At 52.5% G+C, this 13414-nt stretch carries 9 protein-coding genes; 3 read left to right on the top strand and 6 right to left on the bottom strand.

Annotation, left to right across the window (positions count from 1 at the left end):
• Positions 1 to 11: 11 nt before the first annotated feature.
• Positions 12 to 2291, top strand: a complete 2280-nt coding sequence (gene clpA / locus USH94_RS06810; RefSeq protein ID WP_111963912.1) for an ATP-dependent Clp protease ATP-binding subunit ClpA — start codon at positions 12 to 14, stop codon at positions 2289 to 2291.
• Positions 2292 to 2593: 302 nt separating this feature from the next.
• On the opposite strand, the gene USH94_RS06805 is transcribed toward clpA, so the two are convergent.
• Complete coding sequence (locus USH94_RS06805; RefSeq protein WP_146749028.1) at positions 2594 to 3886, bottom strand: hypothetical protein; 1293 nt, start codon at positions 3884 to 3886, stop codon at positions 2594 to 2596.
• Between the two features lie 92 nt (positions 3887 to 3978).
• Between USH94_RS06805 and USH94_RS06800 the strand changes: the two genes are divergently transcribed.
• Positions 3979 to 5532 carry a bifunctional metallophosphatase/5'-nucleotidase gene (locus USH94_RS06800; RefSeq protein WP_111963915.1) on the top strand — a complete coding sequence of 518 codons (1554 nt, stop codon included), beginning with the start codon at positions 3979 to 3981 and terminating at the stop codon, positions 5530 to 5532.
• A 22-nt stretch (positions 5533 to 5554) separates the two neighbouring features.
• On the top strand, positions 5555 to 7081 hold the full coding sequence (locus tag USH94_RS06795; RefSeq protein ID WP_111963916.1) for an aryl-sulfate sulfotransferase: 1527 nt from the start codon (positions 5555 to 5557) through the stop codon (positions 7079 to 7081).
• 195 nt (positions 7082 to 7276) lie between these two features.
• Here the strand turns inward: USH94_RS06795 and infA are convergent, their stop codons facing one another.
• The 5 genes from infA to trxB form a co-directional block, all read right to left on the bottom strand.
• Positions 7277 to 7495 (bottom strand): translation initiation factor IF-1, encoded by a 219-nt coding sequence (gene infA, locus USH94_RS06790; protein ID WP_002211347.1) that lies wholly within the window; start codon positions 7493 to 7495, stop codon positions 7277 to 7279.
• Positions 7496 to 7779: 284 nt separating this feature from the next.
• Positions 7780 to 8484 carry a leucyl/phenylalanyl-tRNA--protein transferase gene (gene aat / locus USH94_RS06785; RefSeq protein ID WP_111963917.1) on the bottom strand — a complete coding sequence of 235 codons (705 nt, stop codon included), beginning with the start codon at positions 8482 to 8484 and terminating at the stop codon, positions 7780 to 7782.
• 45 nt (positions 8485 to 8529) lie between these two features.
• On the bottom strand, positions 8530 to 10251 hold the full coding sequence (cydC, locus tag USH94_RS06780; RefSeq protein WP_111963918.1) for a heme ABC transporter ATP-binding protein/permease CydC: 1722 nt from the start codon (positions 10249 to 10251) through the stop codon (positions 8530 to 8532).
• Positions 10251 to 12017, bottom strand: a complete 1767-nt coding sequence (gene cydD, locus USH94_RS06775) for a heme ABC transporter permease/ATP-binding protein CydD (RefSeq protein ID WP_111963919.1) — start codon at positions 12015 to 12017, stop codon at positions 10251 to 10253. The genes cydC and cydD overlap by 1 nt, the downstream gene beginning before the upstream one ends.
• A gap of 114 nt (positions 12018 to 12131) precedes the next feature.
• Positions 12132 to 13100: a thioredoxin-disulfide reductase gene (gene trxB / locus USH94_RS06770; RefSeq protein WP_032638969.1), complete on the bottom strand. Its 969-nt coding sequence runs from the start codon at positions 13098 to 13100 to the stop codon at positions 12132 to 12134.
• Positions 13101 to 13414 lie beyond the last annotated feature (314 nt).

The following is a 13414-nucleotide window of genomic DNA, read 5'->3' as shown; positions in this document are numbered from 1 at the left end:
GGGAGGTGCCTATGCTCAATCAAGAACTGGAACTCAGTTTAAACATGGCTTTCGCCAGAGCGCGTGAGCACCGACATGAGTTTATGACCGTCGAGCATTTACTGCTCGCACTGCTTAGCAACCCATCTGCCCGCGAAGCGCTGGAAGCCTGCTCCGTGGATCTGGTGGCGCTACGTCAGGAACTCGAAGCCTTCATCGAACAAACCACACCGGTGCTGCCAGCCAGTGAAGAAGAGCGCGACACGCAGCCGACGCTCAGCTTCCAGCGCGTGCTGCAGCGCGCGGTATTCCACGTCCAGTCTTCCGGGCGTAGCGAAGTGACTGGCGCAAACGTCTTGGTCGCCATCTTCAGCGAGCAGGAGTCACAGGCTGCCTATCTGCTGCGCAAACACGAAGTCAGCCGCCTCGACGTGGTTAACTTTATCTCTCACGGAACGCGCAAAGACGAGCCTAACCAGGCATCGGATTCCAGCAATCAGGTCAATAACAATGAAGAGCAAGCAGGCGGGGAGGATCGTATGGAAAACTTCACCACCAACCTTAACCAGCTTGCTCGCGTTGGCGGTATCGACCCGCTGATTGGTCGCGATAAAGAGCTGGAGCGCGCGATCCAGGTGCTGTGCCGTCGCCGCAAGAACAACCCGCTGCTGGTGGGGGAGTCAGGCGTGGGTAAAACCGCGATTGCCGAAGGGCTTGCCTGGCGCATTGTCCAGGGCGACGTGCCGGAAGTGATTGCCGACTGCACTATCTACTCGCTGGATATCGGCTCGCTGCTGGCGGGTACGAAATACCGCGGTGATTTTGAAAAACGCTTCAAGGCGCTGTTGAAACAGCTGGAGCAGGACACCAATAGCATCCTGTTTATCGATGAAATTCACACCATCATCGGGGCAGGTGCGGCCTCCGGTGGCCAGGTGGATGCGGCTAACCTGATCAAACCGTTGCTCTCCAGCGGCAAGATCCGCGTGATTGGCTCCACGACCTACCAGGAGTTCAGCAACATCTTTGAGAAAGACCGTGCGCTGGCGCGCCGCTTCCAGAAAATCGACGTGACCGAACCGTCCGTCGAGGAAACGGTGCAGATCATCAACGGCCTGAAGCCGAAGTACGAAGCGCACCACGACGTGCGTTACACCGCGAAAGCGGTACGTGCGGCGGTGGAGCTGGCGGTGAAATACATCAACGACCGTCATCTGCCGGATAAGGCGATTGATGTGATTGATGAGGCCGGGGCGCGTGCGCGCCTGATGCCGGCCAGCAAGCGTAAGAAAACCGTTAACGTGGCGGATATTGAGTCCGTGGTGGCCCGCATCGCGCGTATCCCCGAGAAGAGTGTTTCTCAGAGCGACCGCGACACGCTGCGCACCCTCGGTAATCGCCTGAAAATGCTGGTCTTTGGTCAGGATAAAGCCATTGAAGCCTTAACCGAAGCGATCAAGATGGCCCGTGCCGGGCTGGGGCATGAGCACAAGCCTGTTGGTTCCTTCCTGTTTGCCGGCCCGACCGGCGTGGGGAAAACCGAGGTAACGGTTCAGCTCTCCAAAGCGCTGGGCATTGAGCTGCTGCGCTTTGATATGTCCGAGTATATGGAGCGTCACACCGTCAGCCGTTTGATTGGTGCGCCTCCTGGCTACGTGGGCTTTGACCAGGGCGGCCTGCTCACCGACGCGGTGATCAAGCACCCGCACGCGGTACTGCTGCTCGATGAAATCGAGAAAGCGCACCCGGACGTGTTCAACATCCTGCTGCAGGTGATGGACAACGGGACGCTGACCGACAACAACGGGCGCAAAGCTGACTTCCGCAACGTGGTGCTGGTAATGACCACTAACGCCGGGGTGCGAGAAACCGAGCGTAAGTCCATCGGCCTGATCCACCAGGATAACAGCACCGATGCGATGGAGGAGATCAAGAAGATCTTCACGCCGGAGTTCCGTAACCGTCTGGACAACATTATCTGGTTCGATCACCTGTCTACCGAGGTGATCCATCAGGTCGTGGATAAGTTCATCGTCGAGCTGCAGGTTCAGCTGGATCAGAAAGGCGTGTCGCTGGAAGTGAGCCAGGAGGCCCGAAACTGGCTGGCCGAGAAAGGCTACGACCGTGCGATGGGCGCCCGTCCAATGGCGCGTGTAATTCAGGACAACCTGAAGAAACCGCTGGCGAACGAGCTGCTGTTTGGCTCGTTGGTGGACGGCGGCCAGGTGACCGTGGCGCTGGATCAGACGAAGAACGAACTGACGTACGATTTCCAGAGTGCGGCGAAGCACAAGCCGGAAGCGGCTCACTGAGTGAGTTGAAGGCTAATGTTAAAAACCGGGCATTTGCCCGGTTTTTTTGTTCCTGCTTTTCTCCCTCTTACAGTGGGAGAGGGCCGGGATGACGGCATCAGGCCGCAGAGGAATTTTGCGAGGCGCTTTCCACTTTTGTTCGACGTTGGATTCTGGATAAATCCACAGTAATAAAGTGGAGGCGAACCTGCAAATCAGGTGTCAGGACTGGCATCCTGTAAGTGTATGAATTGACAATCTTACGTGCTCACCTGAACATGTGTTATTGCCTGGAGCCGGTTTATAAGACGTAAAATACGGGCTCACAGAATCAATTTTTGGTTATAAATACAGCCAAGACCCACTAAATGCTGGCTTACTACCCGGGCCCCATAGTTATGACACTGTAATGACCATGGATGGGCTTTCAGCCAGGCACCAAATGCAGTGCAGGGTGCAAGCGTAATCAAAGCAGGTTCCGCTGTACTTTGCTGTCCGGTTAGTAGGCCAATCATCTTGCATCTCTCGCCATTATCCCAGCGCTCCCATACATTCTTCCACCATCCCATTTTCCAGCTGCCAGTCAGGTAAAATGACTTTTCAGAGAGCATGGCGTTTTCAGGCTTTTCAGACACAAACCACAGATTGGTTTTTCCGCGGCGAACCTCTGTTGACCAGGCCGTAATTGCACCGCCACGCAAGACGCACTCATGCGCGAGATAATGATCGGTTACACCCGGGAATCGTCGTTTTAATCGCTGAAAATGACTGTGTATGGTTATGACAGGACGGACTATGCTTCCCCGGTCGTTTCGCTTAAGTTCGGCGCTACCGTACTGAATTTCATCAAACTGACTCCGCGTCAGAAATTGCTTCTCTTGCTCACGAATAAGATCAACATCGCTCGACGGTAATATCGCAGAAGGGTTGGGCTGTGAGCTTTTATAGAGCAACGAATCGCCTGCCTTCCAGTCGCAATAGTTGGTTGTTATTTGAATAATTTTGCCGGAGTCAGCATCGGCACTGATCACAACATACAGTTTTTGCCTCGCAGAATGACCCTGAAACGGTAGAACTATTGTGGTCGTTGACACCCTTGTTAGCGCAGGGAATGAAACATGCAGATCGTGCTCGAACCCGTTAACCGCTTGCGCAAGGACCCTTTGATTTGTCGTTTCACCAGAGTGCACCCCTTGTTCGAGCCGGGAAAGAAGGGCGATATTTTTATCCTGGCATTGAGCATTGTCATAGTGTGGAGTAAACACATAGCGGCAGGTACAACATTGAAGGCGTGGGGTTCTGGCTTTTGTGTATCCATAGTGAATGATGCGAGTTGTAAAACAGCGAGGACAACCTTGTCCTGTATTTCCCAATTTTTGTTGCATGAAGTGTCTGAACCACTCGTCACATTCTTTTTTATTAAACAAGGGCGGAAGGCTGCCACATTTTTGACATTCAAGAGCAGCGTAGCCGAGACGATAAACAGGAACAACATAATCACTCGCATCGGGTATTCCAAGATTAGGGCATGACCAGCTTTTACAAACATTCAGGTCTATTTTTGGAGCGCATTCCATGCATATCACCAACTGATTCTGTGAGTCGATGATTTTCACGCCTCTCTTTTTTATATGCCGTGAGAAAGTTCACAAAATCTGTTTTTTGCTAATCGATAATGAAACTCTTCTTTTAATTAGAGAGTTGAAATATGAAAAAAACAGTAATCGCAGTTTTATTATTGTCGGGATATGCTTCGCTAAGTCCAGCGCAGGACGTTACCGTCATTTATACTAATGATCTGCATGCCCATGTTGAGCCTTATAAACTCCCCTATGTTGCAGAGGGAAAAAGAGCTGTGGGTGGCTTTGCAAATATTGCAACATACGTTAAGCAAGAAAAGAAAAACAATAAGGCTACTTTTTATTTCGATGCTGGGGATTATTTTACCGGCCCGTATATCAGTAGCCTGACAAAAGGGAAGGCAATCATAGATATTATGAATACAATGTCATTTGATGCTGCGTCTATCGGCAATCATGAGTTCGATCATGGTTGGGATAATACCCTTATACAGCTCAGTCAGGCTAAATTCCCGATACTGTTAGGGAACGTCTTTTATAAAAACAGTAATGTCCTCTTCTGGAATAACCCTTATACCATCATCGAAAAGGATGGCATTAAAATTGGGGTTATTGGGTTGCACGGCGTGTTTGCATTCGATGATACCGTTTCTTCGTCAATGCGTCAGGGGATTGAAGCGCGTGACGAGGTGAAATATCTCCAGCATTATCTGGATGAACTCCGTGGAAAAGTGGATATTACCGTTGCACTTATGCATGAAGGTTTCCCTGCACGCCAGTCCAGTATCGGCAATGCAGACGTGAAGCGCGCCCTTGATAAGGATATTCAGACGGCGAAGCAGGTGAAGGGTTTGGATATTCTGATTACCGGACATGCGCATGTTGGAACAGTGGAGCCGCTCAAAGTAGGCAACACGTTGGTACTTTCGACTGACAGTGGGGGGATTGATATCGGTAAGCTGGTTCTCGATGTGGATCTAAAAACGCATCACCATAAAATAAAAAGCTTCGAACTTAAAACCCTGTATGCCGATGAATGGAAACCCGATCCGGCAACTCAGAGCGTTATTGATACCTGGAATAAAAAACTGTCCGAAACGGTTCGCCAAAAAGTTGGTGAGACTCCTGTTACGCTTACGCGCGCCTATGGTGAGTCATCTTCACTTGGAAATTTATTTACCGATGCAATGCTTGCTGCAGCGCCTGATGCGCAGCTGGCGCTCACTAATTCAGGTGGTCTTCGCGCAGACTTGAATGCCGGTCCGATAACCCTTGGCGATGTTATCAGCGCTTTTCCGTTTCCAAATGAGCTAACTGTCATGGATTTGAAAGGGAAATCCTTACGCAATCTTATGGAACACGGTGCGTCACTTACAAATGGTGTTTTGCAGATGTCGAAAGGACTGGAAATGCGATACGACCAACATAAACCTGCTGGACACCGCGTTGTGCTATTTACGCTTAATGGCAAGCCGATTGTAGATACTGATACCTATCGCGTAGCGACAAATAGTTTCCTTGCTCCTGGGGGCGATGGTTTTACCGCATTTATCGATGGTCAGAACAAACAGGTAAAAGGTGGGTATAACCTTTCTGATGCGGTTATTGATTATCTGGTAAAAGGAAATAAGATCATTCCCCAACAGGTGAAAGAAATGCGTGTAAAAGAAGTTGAACAGTAATACTTAATAACAGGTGAACAACATGGCAATTACCTATCTTGGAATGGATCTCGCGCCTGCAAATAACCAGCTTGCAGTATATCTGAAGTTTATAATTGATGAAGCGGTAACATATTCCTATACAGTTCTTGGAAGATTAACTAGCGCATCAAGTTTAGATTTTACGTATTCATCAAATGACATTATCTCTCTATCTGAGATAAAAATTCCGGTTATTGGACTGTACGCAAACTATCTTAATCAAGTGCAGGTTGTTTTTAAAAACCTTAGCGGAGTGGAAATTTTTAATCAAACCATTCAGGTAAGCACACAGGAACAAGTCTATCGCGATGCGACAATATTCCATATCGATATTGAGCAAACGGATCCCACTAAGTTTGCGGCCGTATGGGGAAACAGTTGGTTAATGACCACCAATTGTGATGGTTACGACCAAAATGGCGATCTTCGTTGCTATTATGCTCAGCCCTATCGTAATCAGATGCTAAAAACGCATAATGGTTATTTCTATATCGGCAGTGATGAAGATGAACACTGGTATGGCCGACGTTTTTTTAAAATTGATATTTTAGGCAATGAGATTCTGGAATTTGATTTACGTGACCGCGATGGCAACCGCTATGCTAATACCCACGATCTGATCTGGGATTCAGCCGGTAATCTCTTCATGATTGGTAATGATAACCCGGATCGTTCGACCAATACGATGAGGCAGGATGCATCAATTTTAAAATTTGATGAAAAGACAGGCATGATGCTGTGGGCAAAAAATTATACGCGTGCATTCGATAATACGCAGATCCTGAATAATAGCCCTACAAACGATGCTCACCTTAACTCGCTTTCCTGGATCCCCGAGGGTGAAGCAAACTCTGAAGCGATTGTTGTCCATACTCGCTCTGCAGGCCTGACGTTTGGTATTTCTCCTGCCGATGGTACGATATTATGGAGTATTAATACCGGTGGATTTAACCCTGGTTTCGCAGCGGGGCAGGGCGTTACGCAGATAGAAACTTCCGGTATTACGAATTTTGAAAATGGTGCTCATACCGTATTCGTCACTAAAAATAGCGCTTTTGCTGGGTTAAACAATGAGGCCGAAGGCAAATTCGTTCTTTCGCTATTTGATAATCGCTCCTGCGTTGATAATGAAGGAAACGCGGTTACTCGTGATATTACTCTTGATCCAACGGCTGATGTTTACAAAACCGATCCTGCAAGGGTCATGTTCTATGCTGTTGATCTGGTTGCCAAAACAGCAACTCAGACAGGTAGCATTATCCAGTTACCTTCCTCTCGCGTTCCTCAAATCACTGATTTTATGGGGGCTGCAATCGATTATGGTGACTACTATGGTATCTACACCAACCACGCTCGCTCTTTCTTTATCAGTGATGCGACAGGCCATATTATTGCCACAATCTACGATCTGATTTGTACTCTGGATGGCTATCCCGAGTTCCCAGGCGAGTGCTATCGGGCAAGGTTGTTTGCGAAAGACGAGCTTGATGCTTTGATAAATATAGGTTACCAGGTGGCAAACGGCTGAAAGCATAGCGAGACACAGCCATTAAAGGACATTGCGGCTGCTAATGTCGGTCACTTTCAGTGGCTGGCATTGCTGTCGAACAGACAGCCCTGAGGCAGAATCGAATGCTCAAATAATCGCCTGCAGCACAAAAAAGTAAGGCCGGGAAAATCCCGGCCTTATTTAATATTCATCTGCCATTACAGGCGAAAACAATTAGCGACTACGGAAGACAATGCGGCCTTTGCTCAGGTCGTACGGGGTCAGTTCAACAGTCACTTTGTCGCCCGTCAAAATGCGGATGTAGTTTTTGCGCATTTTACCGGAGATGTGCGCAGTTACCACGTGACCGTTTTCCAGCTCTACGCGAAACATGGTATTAGGCAACGTATCAAGTACGGTACCCTGCATTTCAATATTGTCTTCTTTGGCCATCTAATCCTCTGGGGTATCACTACCAAGTTTTGAACCGGCAAGATAATGCCGAAATTCATCAATTAAGTAAAGAATTGCGCGATTAAAACGCAGCAAAACAGTTTCGGCGCATTGCCCAAGCGTCACGGTACAACCGAACAGGAAACGCATTCGTAAAGGGGAGACAACAGGATAAACGTCAGAACGTTATCTGAAGCGAGGGTCCCAAACGGCGGCGGGGCAACAGGCAGAAGCTACTCTGCGGCATAATTATAACACCCTCACAAAAAATATGCGGAAAACATTTAGGCATTGGGCATAAAGAGCGTTCTCGGTATCCAGAAGTCGCGGGGGAGCTTCTCCTGACGGCTGGCATCCAGATGCTCAATGTACTGGCGTCGCGGGATCTCAACGGCACCGAGAGAGGCCGTGTGCTCGTTGAGCACCTGACAATCGATCAGGCGTCCGCCGCGCTGGGCAAATGCCTGGCAGAAGACCAGCAGCGCCGTTTTCGAGGCGTTAACCGCGCGGGAGAACATCGACTCGCCGCAAAACAGCGTACCCTGCGCCACGCCATACATGCCGCCGACGAGTGCTCCGCCGTCCCACACCTCGATTGAGTGGGCGTAGCCAAGCTCATGAAGCTGGTGGTAGGCGGTAATAATATCTCGGGTTATCCATGTTCCCTCAAAGCGGTCTTCGGCACAGCCTTCAATGACCTGACCAAAGGCGTGATTAAGGGTGACGCGGTACGGTGATTTTGCATGGAAACGCTTCATGCTGCGGCTCAGGTGAAACTGATCTGGCCACAGCACGGCGCGCGGATCGGGAGACCACCATAAAATCGGATCGCCGGGAGAAAACCAGGGGAAGATACCGCGCTGGTATGCCATCAATAGTCGAGCAGGACTGAGGTCACCGCCAAGGGCCAGCAGCCCATTGGGCTCACGCAGCGCCCCTTCCGGAGAAGGGAACGCGATGTTATGACGAGAAAGCTGGACCAGGCGCATGACAGCAAAACTCCAGTACGCGAGTGAGGACGCTACAAATATAGTCTACAGACGCTGTTTAAACTGGTAGTAGCGACCCTGTTTCGCCAACAGCTCTGCGTGACTACCTTGCTCAATAATGTGTCCGTTGTCCATCACAATTATCCGATCAAAACTCGCCAGTCCGCGCAGGCGGTGCGTGACCATCAGGACGGTTTTACCGGTCATGACATTGGCCAGCAAATCAAGGATTTGACTCTCGGTCGTGGCGTCCAGCCCTTCGGTGGGCTCGTCAAGCAGCATCAGCGGAGCATCGTGCAGCAGCGCGCGCGCAATCGCCAGGCGGCGCAGCTCACCGCCGGAAAGCTGACGGCCGCCTTCACCCAGCCAGCTGTTCAATCCATCGTCCTCAAGTAGCTTATGCAGCCCGACCTGTTCCAGCACGGCGCGAAGCGTATCATCAGTGGCCTCTGGGGCTGCCAGCAGCAGGTTATCGCGCAGTGTGGCGCTAAACAAATGCACGCGCTGCGGAACGACGCTGACGGTTTTGCGCAGGGCTTGCTCGCTAAAATCGATCAGCGACGTGTTATTAAAACGAATCTGACCGCGCTGCGGATCCCAGGCGCGGGTCAGCAGCTGCAGCAGCGTCGATTTACCGCAGCCGGTACGGCCGAGGATCGCAATCCGCTGTCCGGCATTAACAGAAAGGGTGATACCCTCCAGCGCGTTCTGTGCCTGTTTGTCATAGCTGAAGGTGACATCGTCAAGCGTCAGCGCAACCTGCTCTGGTACCGCGGTCTGTCCGGCACTGAACGTGACTTCAGGCTCCTGCTCGGCAATCTGGGTGATGCGCAGGGCAGAGGCGATAACCTGACCCAGGTGCTGGAAGGCGCCCGTCACCGGGGCCAGCGCTTCAAATGCGGCCAGCGCACAGAAAACGAAAAGGGCAATAAGAGGACCCGGCTGTGTATTTCCCCCGATATCGCCGGAAGCCAGCCACAGCATGGCAATCACCGCCACACCGCCGATTAGCATCATTAGCGCCTGAGAAAAGGCCGTCAGTTCCGACTGGCGGCGCTGGGCTTCATGCCAGTTTAGCTCCGTACTTTCCATGCGGGCGCGGTAGCACTTGCTGGCACCAAAAATGGTCAGCTCTGCCTGGCCCTGAAGCCAGGAGGTCAGCTGCTGTCGATAGTCCCCACGCAGACGAGTCAGGTTTTCCCCGGTGGATTTCCCGGCGCGGTAAAACAGCGGCGGCAGAACGATAAGCGTTAACAGCATTATCCCGCCCAGCGTCAGCGCAACGGGAACATCCAGAACAGACAGCCCCAGCGTGACCACCAGAATCACCACAAACGCGCCCACGATAGGGGAAATTACGCGCAGATAAAGGTGATCCAGCGTGTCGACATCCGCCACCACGCGGTTAAGCAACTCGCCCTGACGAAAACGCGCCAGCCCGGCAGGGGAGAGGGGCAGCAGTTTGCTGAAGGTGTAGATACGCAGGTGCTGCAGCACGCGGAAGGTGGCGTCGTGGCTCACCAGGCGTTCGAAATAGCGTCCGGCAGTACGGGTGATGGCGGTACCGCGAACCCCGGCCGCCGGAAGCATATAGTTGAAGCTGTATAATCCGGCGAACCCCGCGACGGCCGAGGCCGACAGAAACCAGCCAGAAAGCGTGAGCAGGCCAATGCTGGCGAGCAGCGTGACAATCGCCAGCACAATCCCCAGCGTCAGCATCCATTTATGGCGTTTATAGAGCGCAAGATAAGGCAGCAGAGCGCGCATCAGATATCCTCCTGACGGTTCGCCAGCAGAGCGGCAAATGGTCCCTGGGCTGCAACGAGAGAGGCGTAATCGCCTTGCTCAACAATACGACCGTTCTCCATGACCCAGATCTGGTCCCAGTCGGCAATGCCTTCCAGCTGGTGGGTAACCATCAGCGTGGTTTGCTGCCGGGAGGCAGCGTTCAGGGCCTCCATTACGCGCTGCTCGCTGTGGGCATCCAGGCTTGCTGCGGGCTCGTCCAGCAGCATCAGCTGGCATGGGTTAAGCAGCGCTCGGGCAACGGCCACGCGCTGCGCCTGCCCGACCGACAGCCCGGCGGACTGATCGCCGACCACGGTATCCACCCCTTTCGGCAGCAGCGGCAGAAATTCGCTGACCCAGGCGCGGTCGAGAACCGATTGCAGCTCATCTTCACGCGCGTCCGGGCGCGCCAGAAGCACGTTTTCACGCAGCGTAGAAGCCGGGAGCTGCGGGTTTTGTCCTACCCAACTGAGCTGTTTACGCCAGGCGTCAGGCTCGAGGTTGCGCAGTTCGGTTTTGTTGATCCGCAGTGAACCCGTGTAGGCCATAAAACCGGATAGCGCGTTCAGTAGAGAGCTTTTCCCGGAACCGCTGGTGCCGACGAGCACCACGCGTTGTCCGGCAGGTAAGGTAAAGTTCAGCGGACCGGCGAGGACTTTGCCTTCGGGCGACAGAATGGAAAAGTCCTGCGCTTCAATCGTCACCGGATCTTTAGCATTCAGCGTTACGTCACCCCGCTCCGGGTGGGCCAGCGGCGTTTCCAGAAACGTTTTCAGGCTATCGGCGGCGCCAACCGCCTGCGCTTTGGCGTGATAGAAGGTTCCCAGATCGCGAAGCGGCTGGAAAAATTCCGGCGCCAGTATCAGCGCCAGGAAACCGGCAGAAAGGGTCACCGCCGTGCCGTAATGGCCAAAATCCAGCGCGCCAAGGTAGGAGAAGCCGAAGTAGACCGCCACGAGGGCAATCGACAGAGAGGTAAAGAATTCCAGTACGCCGGAAGATAAGAAGGCGAGGCGTAAGACTTCCATGGTGCGCTGACGGAAGTCCTGTGACGCCTTGCGAATATTTTCGGTTTCCGCTTCACCGCGGCCAAAAATGCGCAATGTCTCCATGCCGCGAAGACGATCGAGGAAATGGCCACTCAGGCGACCCAATGCCAGGAAGTTACGGCGGTTGGCATCCGCTGCCCCCATCCCGACCAGCGCCATAAACAGTGGGATCAGCGGGGCGGTTCCCATCAGAATCAGCGCCGCCATCCAGTTCACCGGGAAGATAGCGATAACGATCAGCAGCGGAACGAAGACGGCAAGGGCCATCTGCGGCAGATAGCGCGCGTAATAGTCGTGCATATCGTCAATCTGCTCAAGGATCAGCGTCGCCCAGCTACCGGCCGGTTTACCCTGGATCCAGGCGGGCCCGGCTTCCTGAAGACGATCGAGCACCTGACGGCGGATCTCGTAACGGATGTGCTGTCCGGCGTGAAAACCGACGCGCTCACGCAGCCATACCACCCAGGCGCGCAGAACAAAAATCAGGATCAGGACAATAAAGGGCAGCAGGAGCGCTTCGCGCGGGATGTTCTCCATGATCATGTGATTTAGAATGCGGGCCAGCAGCCATGCCTGGGCAACAATCAACAGACCGCTAACGAACCCCAAAAGGCGGGAAATCGTAAGCCAGCGGCGGGAAATAACGCTTTGCTGTTTCAGCCAGCGTGTTAACTCTTGTTGACGGGTTTTTTCCATTGCGTACTTTGCAGGTGACGTTATTAGAAGTTGGGCAGCGCAATGTTACAACGGGGAGACAATAAAGGCGACTTATCGCCGCCTTTATTTACGTTTGTTACTGACTTGTAAAGATTATTTACCTTGTTCAGCCAGTCCATCGAGGTAGCGTTCAGCGTCCAGCGCGGCCATACAGCCGGTGCCCGCAGAAGTAATCGCCTGACGATAAATATGGTCCATCACGTCGCCGGCCGCGAACACACCCGGGATGCTGGTCTGGGTCGCATTACCGTGAATGCCGGACTGCACTTTGATGTAGCCGTTTTCCAACTCCAGCTGACCGTCGAAAATCGCGGTGTTCGGACTGTGACCGATCGCCACAAACAGGCCCGCCACTTCCAGCGTTTCAACGTTATCAGTGTTCTGGGTATCACGGATACGCAGACCGGCAACGCCCATCTGGTCTCCCGTCACCTCTTCCAGGGTACGGTTGGTATGCAGCACGATGTTGCCACTTGCTACTTTATCCATCAGACGTTTGATCAGGATCTTCTCCGCGCGGAAGGTTTCGCGACGGTGGATCAGGTGCACCTCAGAGGCAATGTTTGCCAGATAGAGCGCTTCTTCCACTGCGGTGTTGCCGCCGCCGATGACCGCGACTTTCTGATTACGGTAGAAGAAACCGTCGCAGGTTGCGCAGGCAGAGACGCCGCGGCCTTTGAACGCTTCTTCGGATGGCAGACCGAGGTAACGGGCAGAAGCACCCGTGGCGATGATCAGCGCGTCGCAGGTGTATTCGCCGCTGTCGCCCGTCAGGCGGAACGGACGGTTCTGAAGATCGACCTTATTGATGTGGTCGAACAAAATTTCGGTTTCGAATTTAGCGGCATGCTCGTGCATACGTTCCATCAGCAGCGGCCCGGTCAGGTCGTTCGGGTCCCCTGGCCAGTTTTCCACTTCGGTGGTGGTGGTCAGCTGACCGCCTTTTTCCATACCGGTAATGAGTACCGGGTGCAGGTTAGCGCGTGCAGCATAGACCGCTGCGGTATATCCCGCAGGTCCAGAACCAAGGATTAGCAGCTTACTGTGTTTGGCCGTGCCCATGAGATCCCCATTGTTGTTGGCAGACATTTGGCTGGATTGTAGGGAATTTGTTGCCGTAAAAAAAGAGCGCAGCAATTTTGATATCAATCTGTGTAATAGCCATGGACGATGAATAGCGCGCGATAACCTCACGCTTTCTCGATAAAAGCGGTCGTTTCTAAGGCAATAAAATGAGGATTAATACCCTGCCGTAATGAATATCCGGCATGTTGTACTAAAAAACGATGTTTTGCTTTGACAATCCCCTGCGCTTTTGCGAAAACATTCAAGGAAGAAAAAAAACCGCGTTAACCGTATGCCGCATAGGCATGCAC

It is taken from the genome of Enterobacter sp. 148H3, from assembly GCF_034107425.1.
In the GTDB taxonomy this organism is placed as follows: Bacteria; Pseudomonadota; Gammaproteobacteria; order Enterobacterales; family Enterobacteriaceae; genus Enterobacter; species Enterobacter vonholyi.
The sequence above is the reverse complement of the archived record's forward strand: the minus strand, read 5'-3'. Positions and strand labels throughout refer to the sequence as shown.